This window comes from Acinetobacter sp. CIP 51.11, assembly GCF_000369665.1.
Lineage (GTDB): Bacteria > Pseudomonadota > Gammaproteobacteria > Pseudomonadales > Moraxellaceae > Acinetobacter > Acinetobacter lwoffii_S.
Map to the genome: position 1 here is coordinate 119,243 of NZ_KB850128.1, position 23,625 is coordinate 142,867.

General features: G+C 46.2%; 22 protein-coding genes. 10 read left to right on the top strand and 12 right to left on the bottom strand.

Going from position 1 to position 23,625, the window contains the following annotated elements:
* Nucleotides 1-116 precede the first annotated feature (116 nt).
* The 7 genes from F894_RS00890 to ahr all read left to right on the top strand — a co-directional run bounded on the left by F894_RS00890 (nt 117) and on the right by ahr (nt 5,009).
* The gene (locus F894_RS00890) at nt 117-851 is read left to right on the top strand and encodes a dienelactone hydrolase family protein (RefSeq protein ID WP_005245454.1); all 735 of its coding nucleotides are present in this window, start codon (nt 117-119) and stop codon (nt 849-851) included.
* Nucleotides 852-945: 94 nt separating this feature from the next.
* A complete protein-coding gene (locus tag F894_RS00895; RefSeq protein WP_026055739.1) occupies nt 946-1,305 on the top strand; it encodes an HIT family protein in 360 nt (119 codons plus the stop codon).
* A 162-nt stretch (nt 1,306-1,467) separates the two neighbouring features.
* On the top strand, nt 1,468-2,496 hold the full coding sequence (mutY, locus tag F894_RS00900; protein ID WP_005245455.1) for an A/G-specific adenine glycosylase: 1,029 nt from the start codon (nt 1,468-1,470) through the stop codon (nt 2,494-2,496).
* 60 nt (nt 2,497-2,556) lie between these two features.
* A complete protein-coding gene (locus F894_RS00905; RefSeq protein ID WP_143115403.1) occupies nt 2,557-3,108 on the top strand; it encodes a M23 family metallopeptidase in 552 nt (183 codons plus the stop codon).
* A 15-nt stretch (nt 3,109-3,123) separates the two neighbouring features.
* On the top strand, nt 3,124-3,369 hold the full coding sequence (locus tag F894_RS00910) for a hypothetical protein (protein WP_004647674.1): 246 nt from the start codon (nt 3,124-3,126) through the stop codon (nt 3,367-3,369).
* Nucleotides 3,370-3,393: 24 nt separating this feature from the next.
* Nucleotides 3,394-3,975: a DNA-3-methyladenine glycosylase I gene (locus F894_RS00915; RefSeq protein WP_005245457.1), complete on the top strand. Its 582-nt coding sequence runs from the start codon at nt 3,394-3,396 to the stop codon at nt 3,973-3,975.
* Nucleotides 3,976-3,980: 5 nt separating this feature from the next.
* Complete coding sequence (ahr, locus tag F894_RS00920) at nt 3,981-5,009, top strand: NADPH-dependent aldehyde reductase Ahr (protein WP_005245458.1); 1,029 nt, start codon at nt 3,981-3,983, stop codon at nt 5,007-5,009.
* A 48-nt stretch (nt 5,010-5,057) separates the two neighbouring features.
* On the opposite strand, the gene F894_RS00925 is transcribed toward ahr, so the two are convergent.
* The 9 genes from F894_RS00925 to F894_RS00965 all read right to left on the bottom strand — a co-directional run bounded on the left by F894_RS00925 (nt 5,058) and on the right by F894_RS00965 (nt 14,602).
* The gene (locus tag F894_RS00925) at nt 5,058-5,702 is read right to left on the bottom strand and encodes an START domain-containing protein (RefSeq protein ID WP_005245459.1); all 645 of its coding nucleotides are present in this window, start codon (nt 5,700-5,702) and stop codon (nt 5,058-5,060) included.
* A 57-nt stretch (nt 5,703-5,759) separates the two neighbouring features.
* Nucleotides 5,760-6,581 carry a 4-hydroxy-tetrahydrodipicolinate reductase gene (dapB, locus tag F894_RS00930; RefSeq protein ID WP_005245461.1) on the bottom strand — a complete coding sequence of 274 codons (822 nt, stop codon included), beginning with the start codon at nt 6,579-6,581 and terminating at the stop codon, nt 5,760-5,762.
* Between the two features lie 601 nt (nt 6,582-7,182).
* Nucleotides 7,183-7,380, bottom strand: coding sequence for a hypothetical protein (locus F894_RS00935; RefSeq protein ID WP_004280859.1), 198 nt, complete (start codon nt 7,378-7,380; stop codon nt 7,183-7,185).
* 69 nt (nt 7,381-7,449) lie between these two features.
* Nucleotides 7,450-7,677 (bottom strand): hypothetical protein, encoded by a 228-nt coding sequence (locus tag F894_RS00940; protein ID WP_004647679.1) that lies wholly within the window; start codon nt 7,675-7,677, stop codon nt 7,450-7,452.
* Between the two features lie 111 nt (nt 7,678-7,788).
* A complete protein-coding gene (locus F894_RS00945; RefSeq protein WP_004280856.1) occupies nt 7,789-8,004 on the bottom strand; it encodes a cold-shock protein in 216 nt (71 codons plus the stop codon).
* A 625-nt stretch (nt 8,005-8,629) separates the two neighbouring features.
* Complete coding sequence (gene dnaJ / locus F894_RS00950) at nt 8,630-9,745, bottom strand: molecular chaperone DnaJ (protein ID WP_005245462.1); 1,116 nt, start codon at nt 9,743-9,745, stop codon at nt 8,630-8,632.
* A gap of 104 nt (nt 9,746-9,849) precedes the next feature.
* Nucleotides 9,850-10,227, bottom strand: coding sequence for a hypothetical protein (locus F894_RS00955; RefSeq protein ID WP_005245471.1), 378 nt, complete (start codon nt 10,225-10,227; stop codon nt 9,850-9,852).
* A gap of 131 nt (nt 10,228-10,358) precedes the next feature.
* A complete protein-coding gene (locus tag F894_RS00960) occupies nt 10,359-13,496 on the bottom strand; it encodes an efflux RND transporter permease subunit (protein ID WP_005245473.1) in 3,138 nt (1,045 codons plus the stop codon).
* A gap of 2 nt (nt 13,497-13,498) precedes the next feature.
* Nucleotides 13,499-14,602 (bottom strand): efflux RND transporter periplasmic adaptor subunit, encoded by a 1,104-nt coding sequence (locus F894_RS00965; RefSeq protein WP_005245475.1) that lies wholly within the window; start codon nt 14,600-14,602, stop codon nt 13,499-13,501.
* A 148-nt stretch (nt 14,603-14,750) separates the two neighbouring features.
* Here F894_RS00965 and F894_RS00970 point away from each other — a divergent pair, with 148 nt between their 5' ends.
* The 3 genes from F894_RS00970 to F894_RS00980 all read left to right on the top strand — a co-directional run bounded on the left by F894_RS00970 (nt 14,751) and on the right by F894_RS00980 (nt 19,799).
* Nucleotides 14,751-15,374, top strand: a complete 624-nt coding sequence (locus tag F894_RS00970) for a TetR/AcrR family transcriptional regulator (protein ID WP_005245476.1) — start codon at nt 14,751-14,753, stop codon at nt 15,372-15,374.
* Between the two features lie 148 nt (nt 15,375-15,522).
* Nucleotides 15,523-18,207: a phosphoenolpyruvate carboxylase gene (gene ppc, locus F894_RS00975; RefSeq protein WP_005245478.1), complete on the top strand. Its 2,685-nt coding sequence runs from the start codon at nt 15,523-15,525 to the stop codon at nt 18,205-18,207.
* Between the two features lie 296 nt (nt 18,208-18,503).
* Nucleotides 18,504-19,799: a solute carrier family 23 protein gene (locus F894_RS00980; RefSeq protein ID WP_005245480.1), complete on the top strand. Its 1,296-nt coding sequence runs from the start codon at nt 18,504-18,506 to the stop codon at nt 19,797-19,799.
* 121 nt (nt 19,800-19,920) lie between these two features.
* On the opposite strand, the gene F894_RS00985 is transcribed toward F894_RS00980, so the two are convergent.
* The 3 genes from F894_RS00985 to ilvD all read right to left on the bottom strand — a co-directional run bounded on the left by F894_RS00985 (nt 19,921) and on the right by ilvD (nt 23,348).
* Nucleotides 19,921-20,208 carry a chorismate mutase gene (locus F894_RS00985; protein WP_005094791.1) on the bottom strand — a complete coding sequence of 96 codons (288 nt, stop codon included), beginning with the start codon at nt 20,206-20,208 and terminating at the stop codon, nt 19,921-19,923.
* A complete protein-coding gene (locus F894_RS00990) occupies nt 20,189-21,511 on the bottom strand; it encodes a hypothetical protein (protein ID WP_005245482.1) in 1,323 nt (440 codons plus the stop codon). The genes F894_RS00985 and F894_RS00990 overlap by 20 nt, the downstream gene beginning before the upstream one ends.
* 151 nt (nt 21,512-21,662) lie before the next feature.
* Nucleotides 21,663-23,348, bottom strand: a complete 1,686-nt coding sequence (ilvD, locus tag F894_RS00995; RefSeq protein WP_005245491.1) for a dihydroxy-acid dehydratase — start codon at nt 23,346-23,348, stop codon at nt 21,663-21,665.
* Nucleotides 23,349-23,625: the final 277 nt, after the last annotated feature.

Sequence of the window (23,625 nt, forward strand, 5' to 3'; positions counted from 1 at the left end):
TCTCTTTTTTTATGGGCTTAAGTATCCTTAAATCGCAGGTTTTCATGTCACATTCCGATCAGTTTTGCTATGTTATGTTTTAATCAAGCAATTCAACAACAATAGAGGACGTCAGCATGGCAGCAATCAAGACTCGCGAAATTCATTATACTGCGCAGGATGGCAGCCCATTAATTGGTTATTTTGCCGCCCCAGAAACAGATACCCCTGTTGCCGGTGTACTGGTCGCACCCGAATGGTGGGGTCGGAATGAATATACCGAACAGCGCGCCCGTGAACTTGCAGAACATGGCTATGCGGCCTTGGCCATGGACATGTATGGGGATAAAAAAGTCACGACCAATTCTGATCAGGCTCATCAGTGGATGATGCAGACTTTTGAAGATCCTGACACTATCGTTAACCGTGCAACAGCAGCCTTGAATGCCCTGGCAGCACAGGATGAAGTCAATGCTGATAAGCTTGCAGCGATTGGTTTCTGCTACGGCGGCAAAGTCGTATTGGATCTGGCCCGTTCTAATGCACCTTTAAAAGTGGTGGCGACTTTCCATGCCATTCTGTCGCCAAAAGCACCTGCTCAGGAAGGTCAGGTACAGGCGGAAATCCTGGTGCTACATGGTGAACTAGACAGCATGGTAACCCTGGATGATGTCGCCAGTTTCCATGAGGAAATGCATGCTGCCAAAGTCGAGCATGAAGTGATTGTTTTTGAAAATGCCAAACATGGCTTTAGCAACCCGCTTGCGGATGAACGGGCCAAAGCCAATGGCGTGGATCTTGGTTACAATGCAGAAGCGGAACAAAAAGGCCTGGCAGCAATGTATGCTTTGCTGGATCGTCATTTGGCATAAATAGAAACAACTATTCGGCTTGTTTACAGGCTGAATATTTCAGATACTTCATGAAGAAAAGAAAGATAAATCCTACCAGAGGAGAATGTGTATGATGGCTGAAACCAACTGCCCCTACTGCAATTTTGACGAATATGATGTCATTGCCAAAAATGATTATGGTGTGGTGTTGCCTGAACCAAATTCATTGTCCGAAGGTCATTGTGTGATCATTCCATTGCGGCATGTGGCCTCATTTTTTGAAGTGACTGACAAAGAACGTAAAAGTTTGATGTCTTTATTGGAACAGGCACGCAATGAACTGCAATTACGCTACCAGCCTGCCGGTTTTCATGTCGGTTTTATTGATGGTGAAGTATTTCAGGAAAAGGTTGAACATCTGCATATTCATATTATTCCGCGTTATGCAGGCAAGACCTTGAAGCTGGATGAGCGCTGGGGAATTAACGATTAACCGGATTTTTGATCAAAAATAAATGCTCTCCGGAGCATTTATTTTTATGAAAGCTAAGTTCTATCAAGCTCGATGAACATCTACGTTTTTATCTCACTTTTCACATTCCCACCCTGCTGATTCCGCTATACTAGCTGCTGCTTATTCGGTTGCTATGTGTTCATGTTCGTATTTTCAGATGCCCTATTGGAATGGTTTGATTTACATGGTCGTCATGACTTGCCCTGGCAAGTGACAGATGATCCGTATAAAGTCTGGGTCTCTGAAATCATGTTGCAGCAAACCCAGGTCAAAACTGTACTGCAATATTTCGAACGATTTATCCAGCGTTTTCCGACTGTTCAGGACTTAGGTCAAGCCTCATGGGATGAGGTCGCACCCTACTGGGCAGGTCTCGGCTATTATGCCCGCGCCCGCAATCTGCATAAAGCGGCCGGCATCGTGACAGCACAGCAGCAATTCCCTCAAACCCTAGAAGAATGGATGGCCTTGCCCGGCATTGGCCGTTCTACCGCTGGTGCCCTCATGTCACTCGGTTTACGTCAATATGGCGTAATTATGGATGGTAATGTTAAACGGGTATTGTCACGTTTCTTTGCCATTGAAGATGATCTGTCCAAACCCGTGTATGAGCGTGCCCTCTGGCAACTGGCGGAACAGCTCTGTCCTATCGAACGCAATCATGACTATACCCAAGCGATTATGGATCTGGGCGCGACCGTTTGTACGCCGAAAAAGCCTTTGTGTCTGTATTGTCCAATGCAGCAGCATTGCAAGGCACATCAGCAAGGACTAGAAAATGAATTGCCTTTCAAGAAGGCCAAAAAACCGGTTCCGGTACGCTCTGCTCAGGTCCTGCTAATCCAGTCCGGTACAGACTGGCTCTGGCAGCAACGTCCCAATAGCGGTCTCTGGGGCGGTCTCTGGTGTCTGCCGATTATTGAAAATGCACATGAATTGGAACAGCAATGCCAGCAACTTGGCCTGAAAAATATCGTCAAAAAAACCCAGATTAGCCACAGTTTTACCCATTTTACCTGGCACCTTGAAGCGATTGTTTTTACAGTAGATCAGGATCAGCAGGAACATCTGGCCATTGAACTGCAAGGCTGCTGGATGCGTCCAGAGACAGCCATTGATTGCGGTCTGCCAACAGCGATGAAAAAATTGATCTCTGCGGTAAATGTATGACATAGTCTGGACAAAGCAAAAAACCGATCAGCTCAGAATGAGCATTGCCAATATTTAAGGATGAATAGCGTGCGCCAATATCTTGCTTTGACCTGGGTGGCTTTAATTGCCATATTACTAACCGCCTGTAGCAGTACACCGAAAAAACCCCCTGCTGTACAGCTCAATCCTATCGTCGTGCAAAAACTGAAAAGTATGCGAGTGCCGTCCTCTCTGCCCATCCCGGTGGCACGCGTACAGGCACGTGAATTATCAGATACCTGGGGCGCTTCGCGCAGTCGCGGACGTTTACATGAAGGCATTGATATCATGGCTCCACGTGGAACCGAAGTCTTTAGCGCGACTGAGGGTCTGATTGCAGATTTACGTAACAACAATTTGGGTGGTAAAGTAGTCTGGATTCTGGGACCAGGCGGCTCCTGGCATTATTATGCGCATCTGGATGGCCATAAACGCGGCTTAAAAGTCGGTGACTATGTCAAAAAAGGCCAGCTGATTGGTTATGTCGGTAACAGCGGCAATGCCCGGCATACTGCACCACATTTACATTATGGAATTTATTTACAGGGCAAGGGCCGCGGTGTGGTCAACCCTTATCCCTATTTACGTTAATTTTAGGATATTTACATGTCAGAAGCGTTGATCAATCGTCTGGTGGAATTTGCTGAATCAGGCAATCAACAAAAAATTGTATTGAATGGTCAAACTTACCAGGGCTGGGTGATGGAAATTACCGAGGATGCGCTTCTGATCAGTACCGGTTATGCTGACAAGGCCGGTAAAGATATGTGGATTCAATTTAGCGATCTGGATCAGGCTGAACTGTCGTATTGGGACAATCAGCAGGATCAATGGACTGTGTTTAAATTATAAAAGCATCAAAACAAGGAGCATCACATGACTGTGCAACGCTGTGGCTGGTGCTCCGGTGATCCGCTGTATATCGCCTACCATGACCAGGAATGGGGACAGGCTCTGCTGGATGAAAATCGCCTGTTTGAAATGCTGTGTCTGGAAGGACAGCAGGCCGGTCTGGCCTGGATTACCGTTCTCAGAAAACGTGAAGCTTATCGTGAACATTTTTTTCAATATTCGATTGAGTCTATCGCCTCACTTACAGATCAACAACTCCAAATAAAACTTGAAGATGCTAGCCTGATACGGCATCGCGGCAAGCTGAATGCCATTCGGGAGAATGCCCAAGCTTGGCTGAAACTGCAACAGCAAGGGATTAATCTGGTGGATTGGCTCTGGTCTTTTGCCCAGCAACCGCGACTGAATAATGATGTTGTGGATTATCGGCAAGCACCCGCTCAAACCATTGAGAGCCAGAGAATGTCTAAAGCATTAAAACAGGCTGGTTTTAAATTTGTCGGCCCCACCATTTGCTATGCCTTTATGCAGGCCGTTGGTATGGTCGATGACCATGAAAATCATTGTGATTTTAAAACAATATCCTCGCATTTAAATAAGAGCTGAAAATCATGTCGAATAATATTATTCAAGCTTATGCTGCTATGTCCGCAGGTGCGGAACTTGAACCTTATCAGTTTGATGCCGGAGAATTGCAGCCGCATCAGGTCGAAGTCAAAGTAGAATACTGCGGTCTCTGTCATTCCGATATTTCAGTGATCAATAATGAATGGGGTTCTTCAGTGTATCCGGTCGTAGCAGGACATGAGATTATCGGTACCATTACCCATCTGGGTGTAGAAGCCAAAGGCCTGAAAGTTGGTCAACGAGTGGGAATCGGCTGGACAGCGGAAAGCTGCCAATATTGCGATCCCTGCATTTCAGGCCAGCAGGTGCTGTGTACTGGTGGTCAGGTGGCGACCATTGTCGGACATGCCGGTGGTTTTGCCGACAAAGTGCGTGCCGGCTGGCAATGGGTCATTCCCCTACCTGACGATCTAGATCCTGAAAGTGCCGGCCCTTTGCTCTGCGGTGGGATTACCGTATTCGATCCGATTCTGAAACATCAGATTCAGGCCATTCATCATGTTGGCGTAATTGGTATTGGCGGTTTAGGGCATATGGCCATCAAGCTGCTGAAAGCCTGGGGTTGTGAGATTACCGCTTTCACCTCAAATCTGGATAAAAGCAAAGAACTGAAAGGCATGGGCGCTGACCATGTAGTGAACAGTCGTGATGTCGCTGCATTAAAGGCCCAACGTGGCAAGTTTGATTTACTGCTGAGTACGGTCAATGTCACCTTGAACTGGCAGGCTTATCTGGCCACTCTGGCACCGAACGGTACTGTACATATGTTGGGTTTACCACTTGAGCCGATGCAGATTCCGGCTGGCATGTTGATTGGCGGAGCCAAGTCAGTTACCGGTTCACCGACAGGTTCGCCGGCGGCATTACGTCAGTTACTCCAATTTGCTGCACGTAAAAATATTGCTCCGCAAATTGAAGTCTTCCCGATGTCACAACTGAACCAAGCGATTGAACATCTGCATTCTGGCAAAGCCCGTTACCGGATTGTGCTTAAAGCAGATTTTACAGCTTAAATCCTGCTTATTTTCAGCTGTTAAAAAGACCCAGAAATTGGGTCTTTTTTATTGTAGAGCTTCAGGCAAGACCGCAATAGATGAAGGCTTGGCCAGCTCGGTCTTCATTTTCTGCAGCATCTGATAAGGTTGCTGTTGCACAAACATATTTACGAAGCTCAAAGGAATGGAACCTTCCGGATTGGCATAACCATAGGTAGAGACCTTGACTTTATTATTGGCCAGTTTCTGAAAAGTCCAGTCGCCCTGATAATCGGTTAAACGCACATAATCCGGGTTTAAAGGATAGGCACTTTGGATGGCTTTATTCTTGATGGTGATCTGGCCATTGGCTTCCTTGATCATCTTGCCCTGTACAATCAGGTCACGGTCTTTTAAGGGAAATGGAAAATCCAGCACCATATACAGGGTAAAGTCGCCTTTTTTATCATCGCGGGACAGGACCTTGATGCTACCCATATAGGGAACCCACTGTACTGCATGCTCGACATTCAGAATCAGGGACACGGCATTTTCAATTGGTGCAGTATAGGTGGTTTCAGCTTTATACAGAAAGACCGGGTTTTGCTCACTCTGATAGGTCCAGACCTTGATATTATTTTTATGAATACTGAGTTTAGGCGTCCCGACAGGCTTGGCCTGCGCAATGGCGCCAAGCGCCACTGCACAGAACAGAAAAATCATTTTTTGCATTTTTTATTCGTCTTATTTTAATTTTATACTTTTTTTATAAATGATTTTAACTCGGTTTTAAACCTGAATATCGTTAAAACCAAGCACGTCTTTCATATCATATTTACGTGCTTCACGGCCTACGACCCAAGCCGCAGCACGTACCGCACCAGAAGCAAAGTTCATGCGATTGGTGGCTTTATGGGTAATTTCCACACGTTCCCCATCGGCAATAAACATCGCGGTATGTTCACCGACAATATCGCCACCACGAATGGTCTGGAAGCCAATGCTCTTACGCTCACGCGGACCGGTATGACCTTCACGGCAATATATCGCATCTTCTTTCAGGTCACGACCCAAAGTTTCCGCAATCGCCTCACCCCACATCAAAGCTGTACCCGATGGTGCATCTACTTTGTGACGGTGATGTGCTTCAATCACTTCAATATCAACCGTGTCACCAAACACTTTAGATGCCAGTTCAAGCAGTTTGATCGAAACGTTCACACCCACTGAATAATTCGCTGCATAAACTACAGGAGTTTCCGTGGCAGATTGATCGAGATAGGCTTTTTGCTCGTCATTCATACCCGTCGTACCAATTACGATAGCGACACCGGCTTCACGGCAGATTTTCAGATGATTGACGGTCGCTGCTGGCGCAGTGAAATCAATCACGACATCACAGTCTTTGACTACATCTGTAAGGCTACCCACGACCTTCACACCTGTTGCGCCAATTCCGGCAAGTTCGCCCGCATCTGCGCCTAATAGTGTACTTTCAGGGCGTTCTACCGCAGCCGCCAACTGATAACCTGCTTCATGCACAGCCTGAATAAGGATACGCCCCATACGACCGCCTGCACCCAAGATCCCAATGCGTGGTGTAGCTGACATAACATAGTCCTGATGTTGATCCAAAATTGCTCTTACTATAGCAAAACTGCGGAATAACACTAAGATGCATTGAATAAAAATCAATGAAAATACTCAAAGAGCGAAATCACTGATATTGATAAGAGTTTTAATCGAGTCTAAGAAGTTAGGCAATCACTTCCATCAAAGCTATACGATATAGATCCACTTGACTTGTCTATAGTTTTTAGCAATTGCTCATATAGCTGGAATAAGTTTATTCACAATTTTATCGCTATGATTTTGCATTGATTTACTGAGATTACTGATTTGTGAAGTTAAACAGACGACTTGCCAATACAGTTTTTCCTGTTTAGTCTCGCCATTATTAATTGAGCTCAAAATCTTGATGATTTAAATCTCAGTTAGATTAACAGGATTCTTATGCAAGACTTTTTACTAAATTTTAATTATGAATATCTACTTTTGAATTGATGAGCAGATAAGATTTTAAGTCTTATTGAGATTAAAAGGACTCGATTTTGCTTTATACAAAAATCAGTCCTTAGATTGAACAAATGAATTATCTAGCTCTTAGGGAACTTATTAAAAATAATAATACCTAAAGCAAAATTTGCCTGGTCTATACAATTTTGAAAATTTTTCCACTTAAGGTACTTTGAAAGCACATTTCAAAACTGGGACGAATATCTTCACCATCTACAGTGATATGTTTTATATTGGAATGAGATTGTGTTTTAGAAAAATGATGATCGACTGTTGCTTGAATAGCGTGTTGAGCCCCAAACTGATCCTTCACACTGATACTTTGTTTAAGCATATCTATACCTTTAATAATAGTTAAAGTGGCGAAATCTCCACTAAAAATTGATGTTTCTTAATTTTATCTTTAAATAACTTTATGATTTAGCTTAAATAATTGATTTAGAGAAGTATAGAATGTACGGCCATCTAAGTTTAAATCTACCTCAACTCCAGATGAAAGAAGAACTCTTTTACCCACTTCAATTCTTTTTAAACCCTGACGTGTATTTTGCATTTTATTGAGAGGAATTAACGAAACAATAATTTCAGTACCATTTTTAGATTTTGCAATTAAATCATTTATTTTTAACAACTTGAATCCTGTTTTTCTAAAGATTTTTCCAATTTGGAAAATAACTTAAAATTGAATTTTGAACGATAAAAAAAGCACTTATTAAGTGCTTTTTTTACTGTTTATTCTTGCTTAGATAGCAACAATATTTACAGCATTCGGTCCTTTTTGACCTTGAGCTACACTGAATTCAACCAGTTGGCCTTCCATTAAGGTTTTAAAACCTGAACTGGCGATTTCGCTGAAATGAGCAAAAACATCTGGACCTGATTCTTGTTGAATGAAACCAAAACCTTTAGTTTCGTTGAACCACTTTACAGTACCTTTAACAACATTTGAGTTTGACATAATATATCCTACTAATTTTTTAATAATTTTTAGTCAATTTATTGACTGAATATAACTTTGAAATAATAAAGAATGAGACTTCAAATCTGAAAAAAACGAAGGATTATGACTAAAACTGCGATACTTAAAGAAGATTTACCGAAACAAGACTTTTTTCTAGTTAAGTTAACTATACACGAAAAATTTAGTTAATCAAGTTTTCTTATATATATATTTATTTTATTTATTAAAAAATGAAATTTTAAAAATTTATAGTGATTTCAATAAGATTAAGCTTTTATTGTCATGATAACAAAATAAGAGTAATCTGCTGTACTGGTAAATTTGATAAGTAATGAATGCGATTATATAGCTCTGTAATAACAATATTGGCCTTTTTAATTTCGGGAATGATGCTTTTTTCTCACTTACAAAATATCTATCTCCCTCCAAATTTGGACTCATACTTTCTATTTAGATAGTCAAATATAAAAACAGAAACCGCTTTTTAGGCGGTTTTTATGTTTAAGCGATACCTATCAAACAATAAGATAGCTATCAACTAATAAATAGCATCTTCTAATCTAGAGTATCTTATCTACATAATAAAAAAGGACGCCTCAGCGTCCTTTTTATTTTCACTCAATTAATCAAACAAGCGATCAAAGAATGATTTTTTCTTTGGTGATGACTTGCTGTCTTCACCATCCATGGTTTCTTGCAGTTCTTTTAACAGTTCACGTTGACGTGCACTTAAATTCACTGGAGTTTCCACCACAATACGGCACAGTAAGTCACCTTGCATGCTGGTACGTACCGGTTTAACCCCCTTACCACGTAAACGGAACAGTTTACCTGTTTGCGTACCTTCAGGAATTTTCAGGCTCACACGGCCATCCAGCGTAGGAATCTGAACTTCCTTACCCAAGGCTGCATCAGCAATCGATACCGGTACATCCATATACAGATCAGCGCCATCACGCTGGAAGATTTCATGCTCACGCACCACCACTTCTACGTACAAGTCACCTGACTGACCATCACGGATCGCTTCACCCTTACCAGTCAAGCGTACGCGGTCGCCATTGTCCACACCCGCAGGAATAGTGACTTCCAGAGTTTGCTGACGATCCGACACACCCGAACCATGACATTTATTACATGGGTTCTTGATGATCTTGCCCTGACCACGACAGGTGCTACAGGTTTGCTGTACCGAGAAGAAACCTTGCTGCATACGCACTTGACCGGCACCATGACAGGTACGGCAGGTTTCTACATCGTTTGGATTTTTTGAGCCTTTACCATCACAGGCATCACACGGTGCCGGTGCAGTAAAGGTAATGGTTTTCTTGACGCCCTTGACCGCTTCTTCCAGGGTCAGTTCCATGACATAGCGTAAGTCGGAACCTCGGCGCGCGCGCTGCTGGCCACGACCACCGCCGCCACCAAAAGCACCACCGAAAATATCACCGAACTGGCTGAAAATGTCTTCTGCGCTGAAACCACCGCCGAAGCCGCCACCGCCCATACCACCTTCAAAGGCCTGATGGCCCATACGGTCGTACATGCTGCGCTTTTCACCATCAGAGAGCACTTCATAGGCCTCTGCTGCTTCTTTGAATTTCTCTTCAGCTTCAGCATTGTCCGGGTTACGGTCTGGATGATATTTCATCGCCAACTTACGGTAGGCTTTTTTGATTTCATCATCACTAGCGGTTTTAGCGACGCCCAAAACCTCATAATAATCACGTTTAGCCATGTCTGGCGATGCTCCTCACGGAATTTTGTTTAATATTCAACTGAGGTCTGAAATTGGGGTCAAACCGAGTTTTACAAGGGTAAATATGAAAAAAATTATACGCTTTAGAACACAGCTTTGTTTTGAGAGAATTTATGGATGCCTTTAAACCAGGCATTGATCAGGAAAATAAAAGCAATAAAGCTGAAAATCACTCCGGTCACCACACAGGCTTTGACCCATAACTGGCTGTCCCAGGCAAAGAAAAACAGGGGAATAAACCACAGTGCAGCAAAGATCGCCAAAATGGTATAAATCACGATATTACGCATGATCCACAGCGCCTGTGCCTGTAACCAGACTTCAGCATAATCAACTTGAGTGACTTTACGTGCGAACCAGTAAGCCAATAGTCCACTAAACAGGGTAAATAAGGCCAAAAACATGAAGACATAAGCCATCGCTACGGAACGTCGCATCTTGGTTAATGTATCTTGAGTCATGTTCGGTTCAACCTCGTTACCGTATTGGCAGCTCGGCCAATGCAGCAATTACTTATTTTTTTAAATTATAAAAATCTCAGGTGCTACTATATTGAAAATTTCCAAATTTCGCACCTGAAATTATGACAAATTTAAACAGAATTTAAACTTTTTTTCACTTTAAACCACTGTGCATATAGTGCAGGCAGGAAAAACAGGGTCAATAATGTCGCCACAATCAAACCACCCATAATCGCCACCGCCATCGGCCCGAAGAAAATACTGCGGGACAAGGGAATCATCGCCAGAACTGCAGCCAGTGCGGTCAATACGATCGGACGACAACGGCGTACTGTGGCATTGATGATGGCATCCCACTGCGACTCTCCGGCTTGAATATCCTGCTCGATCTGGTCAATCAGAATCAGCGAATTGCGCATGATCATTCCAGATAAGGCAATCGTCCCGAGCATCGCAACAAAACCGAAAGGTTTATTGAAAATTAACAGGAATAACACTACTCCGATAATGCCCAAAGGTGCAGTCAGAAATACAATAAAGGCCCGTGATATGCTCTTAAGCTGAATCATCAGCAAGGTCATGACGACTGCGAGGAATAAAGGCATGCCGGCATTAACCGAGTTCTGCCCGCGAGCAGATTCTTCAACCGTACCGCCCACTTGCAGCAGATAGCCATTCGGCAGCTCTGCCCGGATTTGTTCGAGTGGCTCTTTGAGTTCATTGACCACAGTAGCGGGCTGCAGTTTGCTACGAATGTCGGCACGCACGGTAATGGTCGGCAAGCGATTCCGATGCCAGATCAGACCTTCTTCAAAGCTGTATTCAATTTTGGCAAGCTGCGCTAAAGGTACCGATGTACCGGTTGCGGTCGGAACAGCCAGACTGGCTAAAGATGCTACCTCCACCCGTTCAGCCTGAGCACCACGTAAACGGATTTCAATCAGTTCACGTTTTTCCCGATACTGATCAATACCGGCCCCCAAAATCGAGCTATTGAGTACATTGGCCAGTTCACTGCTGCTCACCCCAAGCTGACGGGCACGATCCTGATCAATCTGTAATTTGATGACTTTACTCGGCTCGCCCCAGTCCAGATGCACATTGGTGGTATTTGGATTTTCTCCCACGGTGGCTGCAACTTTCTGCGCCCATTCACGGACTAATCCTAGGTCTTCACCCGATACCCGGAATTGTAGTGGATAGCCCACAGGTGGGCCATTTTCCAGCAAGGACACCCGGGTACGCACTTCCGGCAATAACTTTCGAATCTGGTCACTTAAGGATTTACGGATTTCATTTCGATCCTCTAAAGAGGATGCCAGCACCACAAACTGGGCAAAACTGGTTTGCGGCAACTGCTGATCGAGCGGTAAATAGAAACGTGGAGAACCCATCCCGACATAAGCCACATAGTTATCAATGCCCTCTTGTTTCGATAAAAAGGCTTCTACTTTTTTTACTGCAGCTTCAGTGGCCTTCAGTGAAGCACCTTCTTCAAGTTTGAGATCCACCAGAATTTCAGCCCGGTTCGAGGGTGGGAAAAACTGCTGCGGCACCAGCTTAAACATTAAAATAGACAGAATAAAAATTCCGACCGTGGCAACAATGACAGTTTTACGATAGGTCACACAGGCATCGACCCAACGGCGAAAGCCCTGATAAAACCGGGTTTGATAAGGGTCATAATGTTCTCCGGCATGATGCACAATCGGCTGAGGTTCTGGCTGTTTGCGTAGACGTGCCCAGAGACGCTGATACCACGGCGCTTTCTGAATTAAATCCTTGTTGAAATCCGGCAGAAGTTTATCGCCTAAATATGGCACAAACAGTACCGCGGCAATCCAGGACACCAGCAATGCAATGGTCACCACCTGGAAAATCGAACGGGTATATTCCCCGGTACTCGATGCTGCAGTGGCGATCGGCAGGAAACCGGCAGCGGTAATCAGGGTGCCTGTCAGCATTGGAAAAGCCGTGGTGCGCCAGGCATGCCCGGCCGCCTGTAAACGGCTATAACCCTGCTCCATCTTAATCGCCATCATTTCAATGGCGATAATGGCATCATCGACCAAAAGACCGAGAGCCAGAATCAGGGCCCCCAGGGAAATTTTATGCAGTCCGACATCAAACAGCTGCATACCGGCAAAAGTCATGGCCAGCACCAGCGGAATCGAGAAAGCCACCACCAGACCGGTCCGGAAACCGAGCGAGAAAAAACTGACCAGCAATACGATAACCACCGCTTCTGCCAGCACTTTCATAAATTCGTTAATGCTGCGTTTGACTGCCACCGGCTGATCGGAGACTTTTTGCAGCTCCATGCCGAGTGGCAGAGCTTTTTGCAGGCGGGCGAATTCCTGTTCCAGATTTTTACCCAAGGCAATGATGTCCCCACCCTTGAGCATCGATACAGCAATACCAATGCCGTTTTCGCCCATAAAGCGCATCCGGGGCTGTGCCGGATCACTAAAGCCTCGATAGACTTCTGCGACATCTCCTAGCTGAATAGTTTTGCCATTGACCAGCAGCGGCATCTGTCTTAATTCTTCAACACTGTTTAATGCACCACTGACCCGCACCTGAATCCGGTCTGAACCGGTTTCAAAAAAACCGGACTGGGTGGTGGCATTTTGCTGCTGCAGGGCTTGCTGAATCGCCATGACTGGAACGCCCAGCTGAATGGCCTTGGTATTGGAAATCTCAATCCAGATTTTCTGGTCTTGTAGGCCAATCAGCTCAACTTTGGCAACATCTTTGACCCGTTGCAGTTGCAGCTGTAAGCGGTCGGCGTATTCCTTGAGGGTCGCATAGTCAAAATCTTTACCCTTGAGCACATAAATATTGCCAAAGGTATCGCCGAATTCATCATTAAAGAACGGCCCTTGTACCCCTTGTGGCAATTCATGCCGGATATCGCCCACCTTCTTGCGCACGTTATACCAGACGTCAGCGACATCTTTCGAAGCCAGGGAATCCTTGGCAACAAAAGTCACCATGGATTCACCCGGACGCGAATAGGCCATGATGCGCTCATACTGTCCCGTGGTCATCAGTTCCTTTTCAATCCGGTCAGTGACCTGCAGGGAGATTTCTTTGGCACTGGCACCCGGCCAATAGGTCTGGATTACCATGACTTTAAAGGTAAAAGGTGGATCTTCACTTTGTGACAGTTTGGAATAAGAGACGATGCCGATCAGACCGAGCAGGATCATGAAATACAGCACCAGACCTTTATTTTTTAAAGCCCATTCCGACAGGTTAAAGTTCATGCTTAACTCCCTGCCTGAATGGTCACACGACGGTTTTCACGATCAATCGGATTGATTTTTTGCTGGTTACGCAGCAGATGTACGCCGCCAATCACCACATAGTCTTCCGGCTTCAGGCCACTGAGTACAGGAACACTGTCCCGGCCATAGGCACCGAGCTGGACCGGGACTTTACGTAAGGTATGATCCGGCTGGACCACCATGACATAAGCCTGCTGATCCGTTGCCGAGACACTGGATAACGGCACACTAAGCATATTATCGCGGCTATGCTGAAAAAATACCCGGGCACTTTGTCCCAACTGGATCTGGCCATTGCCTTCACGTAAGGAAACTTTAACCCTGAAGGTACGCGACTGGTCCGCTGCCGGTGAAATCTCGCGAACAAAAGCGGCAAATTTTTCTTCAGGTTTGGACCATAATGTCACTGTGGCTGTCTGTCCCACCTTGATCTCCGAAATAGCCTGTTCCGGCACCCCAATCACCACTTCACGCTCGCCGGCAATTGCCAGTTCATACACCACCTGCCCGGCAGCAACCACCTGACCTGTTTCAATATTGCGCGCAGTGATCACGCCGTTTCTAGTGGCAATCAGCTGGTTATAAGCAGTTTGGTTTTTAGCGGTATCATAGTTGGATTGTGCCTGCTTCAGATTTGACATGGCGGTCTTGTACTGGTTTTCGATCGCGTCATATTGTGAGCGGCTCACGGCATTGGATGGCAATAACTGCTTGAAACGTTGTAATTCATCCTGAGCAATCTTAGTGGCAGACTGCGCGCTTTCCAGCTGGGCACGTGCTGCATTCAGTTGCAGCTGGGCATCTTTGACATCCAGAGTTGCCAGGACTTGCCCGACTTTGACCTGGTCACCCACATCGGCGAAGCGCTGGGTCACCTGTCCAGCGACCCGAAAGGCCAGCGCCGTTTGCTGGCGCGCCTGCACATCACCGGCATAACTTTTTAATTCATGCTGTGAAGTGGTGGGTGTGGCCACCATGACAAAGGGAACTTCCTGTTCTGCTGCAGCAGTATCTTTGCTGCACCCGGTTAAGGTCACGCTGCAAAGCACCACCATGCCAGCCAATACGCTGTAAATCCTGCTCATCTTATTCGCTCTTATCTGATCATCTTTTTTAGGGCAAACTATGCTGATATATTGAATTGCTTGTTTTTTAATTAATATACCACCCGGTACACTAATTACAACTGAATCATCAAAGCAATGACCGTGTTGACTTTTTTTGGAAGAAATTGTGCAAATACCTGTAGGACGAACCAAGGATCTGGAAAAGCGTCAGCGCATACTCAGCGTGGCCAAAGCGCTGTTTTTAGCGCATGGCTATCATGCCTCCAGCATGAACCAGATTGCACGTGAGGCAAGAGTCACCAAGCTGACGGTGTATAACCATTTTCAGGACAAGGCCACCCTGTTTAGCTGTGCGATTGAGGATACCTGTGAAGCCATTCTGCATGAACATCCTCAGCTCTTGCAGCCGAGCAGTGACTTTGCGCAGGAGTTTTATCAGGCCTGTCAGCGCGCTTTAAATATTCTTCATTTACCTGAAGCGATCAAGCTAGATCTGTTGCTGATGGAACTGGCCTCGCAGCAAAGTCCGTTGACCGAACAGTTTTATCAGGCCTCGCATAGCAAACTGGATGCAGTCTGGAATGATTTCTTTGCCCTGGCCCAGCAGTACCGCTTTATTCAGGTCGATCTTCCAGAAAAACAGACCGAGCTGATTGTGTCCCTGCTCACCGGAATACGTCATCAGAAAATTCTGCTTGGTCTCAGCCCTCCTCCTTCAAGCGCAGAACAGCAACAGATCATTGCCCAGGCCATTGAACTGTTTATGCTGAAATATGCCCTGCCAGATTAAAGCCTTTCCTCAGGATCGATCATCTGTAACCGCATGTGGCCTAAAAGTTGCTAAAAAAGCAGCCAATGCTCTGCAACTTTTGTCTCTAGGGACTTGGATTGTCATGCAGTCGCGGTATAGTCAAAGTACGCATGTGAGGGAATAAAAAATGATTCAACAGATTGATGCACCACTACGCGAAGACGTACGCTTACTGGGTAATTTGCTTGGGGAAACCTTAAAATTACATGCCGGGCAGGATTTGTTTAATCAGATCGAGCAAATCCGTGCCCTGTCCAAAGGCGCTCGCGATGGACAGGTCGAAGCAGAAAAACAACTGGAACAACTGTTTTTAAGTCTGGAAGATGCCGAAATCCTGCCGCTAACCCGTGCCTTTACCCACTTTTTAAACTTTGCCAATATTGCCGAACAATATCATGTGGTGCGTCGTCGCCGACAAAGTGAATTCGATGACACCGCAGAATCCCCTAATCCTCTAGTACCATTATTTGACAAATTTAAACAGCAGGAAATTTCTGCTGACACGCTGTATCAGCAAATCTGTGAACTGAAAATTGAACTGGTCCTGACCGCGCATCCCACAGAAGTCAGCCGCCGCACCCTGATTCAAAAATATGATGGCATCAATAATGCCCTGTCCAAATTCGACCAGCAGAAACTGACGCCACGTGAACGTCAGGCAGTCCTGGCCGACCTGAAACAGCTGATCAGCTCTGCTTGGCAAACCGATGAAATCCGTCAGCATCGCCCGACTCCGATTGATGAAGCCAAATGGGGCTTTACCACTATTGAGCAGACCCTGTGGAATGCGGTCCCGAAATTTATCCGCGAACTCAATGGCATGGTTCAGGCGCAATGTGGCCAGAACCTGCCCTTAGATGTCGCACCAGTACGTTTTGCCTCCTGGATGGGTGGTGACCGTGATGGCAACCCCAATGTCACCCACACCGTCACTCAGGAAGTACTGTGGCTGTCTCGCTGGAAAGCAGCCGATCTCTATGTACGTGATATTGAAAACCTGCGCTGGGAACTGTCCATTCAGCAATGCAGTCCGGAGATTTCCGAAGCCTTGGGCCAGCCCCATCCTGAACCCTATCGTGAATATTTACGTGACACCCGTACCCGCCTGAAAGCGACGCGACACTGGCTGGCAGAAAAATTAAAAGGCAATGATGCCGATGACAGTCTGGTGATTAAAAGTAAAGACGAACTTTTACAACCGCTCCTGACATGCTACCGCTCGCTAATGGACTGCAATCTGGCCGAAATTGCCAATGGCAGCCTGCTGGACTTTATTTACCGGGTCAACAGTTTTGGGATCGAACTACTAAAACTGGATATCCGTCAGGAATCCGGCCGTCACCGTCAGGCAATTTCAGCCATTACTGAATATTTGGGACTGGGGAATTTTGAAACATGGACCGAACAGGCCCGTCAAAACTTTTTACTGCAGGAATTACAAAGCAAGCGTCCATTACTGCCGAAACATCTGAATGAACCGGCCGGCAGCCTGATTGAACATCCAGAGGTACAGGAAGTCTTTGCCACCATGCGCACACTGGCCGAACAGCCGAGCGAGTCTCTGGGTGCCTATATTATTTCCATGGCAGAATATCCAAGTGATGTGTTGGCGGTACTGCTTTTACAAAAAGAAGCCGGCATCAAGCAGGCGCTACGGGTTGTCCCTCTCTTTGAAACCCTGAAAGATCTAGATTGTGCAGCCGCAACCATGTCGACCCTGTTCAATATGCACTGGTACAAACAGCATATTCAGGGCAAGCATGAAGTGATGATTGGTTATTCGGATTCTGCCAAGGATGCCGGTTTTATGTCGGCCAACTGGGCACAGTATCGTGCCCAAGAAGAATTGACGGCGATCGCCCAGCAACATGGCGTGCAATTGACCCTGTTCCATGGTCGTGGCGGTTCAATTAGCCGTGGCGGTGCGCCAACCCAGCAGGCACTCTTCTCTCAACCGCCAGGGTCGATTTCAGGTGCGATCCGGGTGACTGAACAGGGCGAAATGATCCGCTTTAAATTCGGGCTGGAAGAAATCGCGCTGCAAAATCTGGAAATTTATACTGCTGCAACCCTGGAAGCGACGCTGCTGCCGCCACCTGAGCCGAAACAAGAATGGCGCGACCTGATGCATCAAATGACCGAACTGTCGGTTCAGGTCTATCGCCAGACCGTACGGGAAAATCCGCATTTTGTAAAATACCTGCGTACCGTTACTCCTGAGCTTGAACTACAAATGCTGCCGCTGGGTTCACGTCCCGCCAAACGTAAAGTCAGCGGTGGGATTGAATCCTTGCGTGCTATTCCCTGGGTATTTGCCTGGACCCAGATTCGCCTGATGCTGCCTGCCTGGCTCGGTACCGGTGCGGCACTAAATGAAGTCCTGGATCAGGGACAACGTAATGTACTCGATGAAATGCTGGCCGAGTGGCCATATTTCCAGACCCTGATTGATATGCTGGAAATGGTACTTTCTAAAGCCGACGCGCATGTGGCGCTGTATTACGAATCGCATCTGACCCAGGATGAAGATCTGAAAGTTCTGGGGACAGCGTTACGCCAGCGTTTGCAGGATGCAGTACAAACCCTGTTAACCTTAAAAGGCGAATCTAAACTCCTGAGCAGCAACGGCGTACTGGATCAGTCCATGAAGGTACGTAAACCGTATCTATTACCATTGCACTTGCTGCAAGCTGAGCTGATGAAACGTCGCCGTTTATATCTTGAACAGCAACAGGCCGAAAACACCCCGGTGGATCATGCGCTGATGGTTAGTATTGCCGGTATTGCAGCCGGTCTGCGTAATACTGGCTGAGCAAAAATGCCCATTTGAAAGCACATCCTAGTGATGTGCTTTTTTATTGATCAGTCAATAGCCAGGAAATATTTTATTTTATATAGTAAATCAGATTTATTTATAGATACCCCTATTTATAATAAGAAATTAATCTACTGATTTCACTTTAATTTTAACCCAGTATTCTTTTACCACCCGGTAAAATCTTAAATAAAGTCATAGAATTAATTTGAACAAAAATTTTGTTTAAGTGATTAAATCTTCTAAAGAACAAGAGTATGATGTGCACAATTTATCTTTTGAGTGCTCATTTTATGTCCAGTTGGTTTCCCAAATGGCGCCCTTATGAGGGCAGTATCGATGCACGACCAGTAGGTACCGCAGAGTATTTGCCACCCGCACAAACGGTCATTTTGGGTGTACAACATGCTTTTGCCATGTTTGGCGCAACTGTACTAGCACCTTTTTTAATGGGCTTTGATCCTAACCTGGCGATTTTAATGTCAGGGATCTGTACCATTCTGTTCTTTTTAATCACCGGTGGCCGGGTTCCAAGTTATCTAGGTTCAAGCTTTGCCTTTATTGGTGTGGTCATCGCAGCAACAGGTTATGCGGGTGGTGGCGGACTGAATCCAAATATTGGCGTTGCAGCAGGCGGGATTATCGCATGTGGCATCTTCTATGCACTCATGGGCTTTCTGGTCATGGCGACGGGCACCCGCTGGATTGAAAAGCTGATGCCACCGGTAGTGACCGGTGCCGTGGTGATGATCATTGGCCTGAACCTTGCTCCAGTCACAGTGAAAAGCGTGATGGGCAATACCTTCAATATGTGGATGTCCCTGGTCACTGTGCTGTGCATGGGTTCAATTGCCGTATTCACCCGTGGCTTATTACAGCGCCTGCTGTTATTGGTCGGCCTGTTATTGGCTTATCTGATCTACTTTGTACTCAGTAATGTCATGGGTTATGGCACTGTGATCAACTTCCTTCCCATTCAGCAAGCAGCCTGGTTCGGTTTACCGACTTTCCATGCGCCGACTTTTGAAGTCAATGCCATGCTGATCATTGCACCGATTGCGTTGATTTTGGTGGCTGAAAATCTGGGACATATCAAGGCTGTAGGTGCGATGACCGGAGAAAATCTGGATCCGCATATTGGTAAAGCCTTTGTGGCCGATGGTGTTGCAACCACTCTGGCAGGGGGTGTCGGTGCGCCGGGCATGACTACGTATGGGGAAAACATTGGCGTGATGGCAGTCACCCGCGTGTATTCCACCATCATCTTTGCAGTCGCGGGTGTCTTTGCTGTGTTCCTGGGTTTATCGCCTAAGTTTGGTGCGATTATTCACACGATTCCGACAGCGATTCTGACCGGTGCTTCGATTGTAGTCTTTGGTTTGATTACCATTGCTGGTGCCAAAATCTGGATTGAGAACAAGGTCGATTTCTCGCAGAACAAGAACCTGATGGTGGCTGCGGTGACCATTATTTTAGGTACGGGTGATTTTGCCCTGACTTTTGGCAGCTTCAATCTGGGTGGTATTGGTACGGCAACGTTTGCTGCACTGATCCTGAACTGGTTCTTTAGCCTGGCCGATAAAAAATAAAACTCGAAATAAAAGTATTGAGCAGCCGAATGGCTGCTTTTTTTATCTTTATATTTTTCAACTTTGCGATTAAAGAAATGAAAAGAAGCCCCGCAAGGCTTCTATTAAAGCACGTGTCTGTTTAAGGACGAAACTCTTTCAGTTCACGTTGAATAAAGTATTGGAACATTTCACGGTATAGATGTTCAATAAACTCCTGATCGACACCTTGTTTTTGCGCCAGAGCTCTGACATTTTCTACAATCTGCTCCATACGTTCCGGTGACTGTAAATCGGTTTCGGTTTTTTTGAAACGGGTGGTTTGATCAACATAAAATTGACGCGCAGCGATCAGCTCAACTAAAGCTGTATCAATGGCATCGATCTGTTGACGTGCATGTTCTAGTGATTCAGCTTTGATCTTTTCCATGTTTTTTCAGTTCACTTTCAGTTTGATTATTACTCTTATACTTTTCTTCTAACACATTACTGAAAATACTTTCAATCATCCAGACCCGATATAAGCTATTAAATGTATAACTTTGATCATCTATGCGCAGTTCCAGTACCGGGAAATTCGGCTGCGACTTCATTTCACAGAGCATATCATTGTCCTGCAGCTTGACCAGAATATCGTCCTGGGTCAGATCGACAATATTTAACTGTTGCTGCAAACGTTTGAAATGGGGTGCATAAGACAGGTCTTCACCACGGGTCCAGACGGCCTGCAAGATCTGGTACATCGCCTCGATCCGCTGCTCCTCGGGACAGCTATAAAATAATTGTGCCATTGGCGCAATCGCCTGCTCGGTCGGTCGGCAGAACGGAGTGAATTCAACTTCCGTCCGTTTGGATAAACGCGTGGCCAGACTCCAGTCAAAGTCATCTCGTCCACGATAGGACAAGGGATAGACATTCAGCTGGATATTATAATAATCCGCCAGTTCTTCCTTGATATAGGCCAGCAATAGCCAGGAGATCGGATCTTCCAGCGCGATATACAAGTCCAGTTCCGGATCCATCGACTGGATCTCGTTCAGCTCCTCGGCATCACTGATCAGATGTTCACGCCATTCAATGTGATCGATCATAAAAATCGGATTACCGGTCAGCAGTTTTTGCTGCTCCAGACGCCGGGTCAGACGCAACAGGTCATCGACCGCCTGATACTGGCGACCGCCTAAATTGAAATAGCTGGCCAGAATCGGGGTCTGATCAAAAATACGTTCGGGAAAATCCTGTGGCTGATGGTGGCGACTGGCCATGGCATAAAGAGTTCGTAATTTTCCGGTCTGTTTTTGCCAAAGCATATGGAAGACATCTTCCAGCAAATACAGGAAATCCTGTCCACGCAGCGGCGTATGTCGCAAAATCAGTTCGGCCTGTTTTAAGGCCTCAGCGCTCGGTAATTCCGGCGTATCATGAAAACTGAAACGGTGCTGTTTCGACAAGATTTTGGCATCATTAATCGTGTAGTGCTGCCATTCATCAAAAGACATCTGGTTCGGCGCTTCGGCATGCTCACTGGAAATGATGACTTTTAGCGGCTTGAGTTCTGGACTTAAAATTTCTTCGAGCTGGGGCAACTGCTGTACCGCCAGATAACTGTACACATCATCCAGTCTTAAATGGATACTCAGCCCATCTTGAATAGATAACACCGTTTGACGGGTCGGTTTTTGGTAAAACCAACTCGATCGGATTGGATCAAACCAACGGCGTAACAGGGACATGAGATCGGCCTCGACAACAATGACGGTGCGCAGCTCAACATATGAGAAGCTGCGCAGAATAATCTATTTTTAAGATCGCAGAAGCCAAAGCCCTGCATGCTGTAAAAACTTATATCAAGTCATAAGCAAATGTTCAATGTTTAACAATGGATTAGAGGTCAAGATTCAGGTCAGTGACCGCCCCGGTTTCTGCACCTGAAGTCAGTTTGGCGAATTTAGCCAGCGCACCGTGGGTATAGTTTGGCTGAGGTTTGGTCCAGGCCGCTTGACGTGCAGCAATTTCTTCTTCCGCGACATGCCAGGTCATTTCCCGAGTTTCCGCGTTAATTGAAATCTGATCACCATTTTGCACCAGACCAATCGGGCCGCCCTCATAAGCTTCTGGCGTCACATGACCAATCACGAAACCATGACTGCCGCCAGAGAAGCGTCCGTCAGTAATTAAAGCCACCGAAGCGCCCAGACCTTTACCAATAATCGCAGAAGTCGGTTTCAGCATTTCCGGCATGCCCGGACCACCTTTAGGGCCGACGCCACGAATCACCACCACTTCACCCGGCTGGACTTCGCCATCCAGAATCCCGCGCATGGCACCCTGCTCGCCTTCAAAGACCCGTGCCGGGCCAGCAAAATGCAGACCTTCCTTACCGGTAATCTTGGCCACAGCGCCCTTCGGCGACAGATTGCCTTTCAAAATCACCAGATGGGAATCTTTTTTCACGGGCGCATCAAAAGGCAGAATAATCTGCTGACCTTCCGGATAGTCCTGCACATCGGCCAGGTTTTCTGCCAGCGTCTTACCTGTGACCGTTAAACAGGACCCATCCAGCATGCCGGCATCCAGCATGCGCTTCATCAGTGGTTGAATCCCACCAATCGCAATCAGTTCTGACATTAAATATTTCCCGGATGGACGCACATCGGCCACCACCGGAATATCTTTGCCAATTCGGACAAAGTCATCCAGACTCAATTCAACCCCTGCGGTATGCGCCATGGCTAGCAGATGCAACACGCCATTGGTCGAACCACCCAGCGCAATCAAGACCTTGATCGAATTTTCAAAAGCAGCCTTGGTCATGATGTCACGTGGCTTGATATCCAGTCGTAACAGATTCATGACTGCTTCACCGGCACGGGCACAGTCGATTTGCTTGTCATCCGAAATCGCTTCCTGTGCCGAGGAGCCCGGCAAGCTCATACCGAGTGCTTCAATTGCAGAGGCCATCGAGTTGGCCGTATACATGCCGCCACAAGAGCCCGGACCCGGCAAGGATACTTCTTCAATATGCTTGACTTGAATCGCGTTAATTTCACCTTTGGCATATTGACCGACTGCTTCAAATACCGAAATCATGTCGGTATGGCCTTCGCCCGGTTTAATAGTGCCGCCATAAATAAACAACCCCGGACGGTTTAAGCGTGCCAACCCCATAAGGCAGCCCGGCATATTCTTGTCGCAGCCGCCAATTGCAATCACCCCATCATAAGCCTGGCAGCCCACCACTGTTTCAATGGAGTCTGCGATCACTTCCCGTGACAGCAGTGAATATTTCATACCTTCTGTACCATTGGAAATTCCGTCAGAAATGGTAATGGTATTGAAGATAATACCTTTGCCGCCCGCAGCACTCACGCCCTGCTCTACAGTTCTGGCCAGACCATCAATATGCATATTACAAGGCGTGACATTGGCCCAGGTCGAGGCAATGCCAATAAATGGCCGTTCAAAATCAACATCTTTAAAACCGGTAGCACGCATCATGGAACGCGCCGGTGCATTTTCAATGCCTTCATAAACGGGGGCTGAATGCTCGCGGATATTATCTTTACTCATTATTCTCTTCCTGGGCGATGACCAATTTTAAGCGTCGGTCTTGGACAATTTATTTTAAGGTCATTGTATAGAAAGCAGACTACACATGAAAGCAACACTCTGTACTCTGCGAATCCCATTAATCCATTTATTATTTTTCTACCCAAATCAGATCACATGATGAAGCGACATGGATGTCGCTGTTTTCCTGTGCAGCAAGGATGCTGCATCAGGAAAACAAAGGCGTTTTGTTACTTTTGCGCTGTCAAAAGTAAAACATTGTCTACGCAATATTATT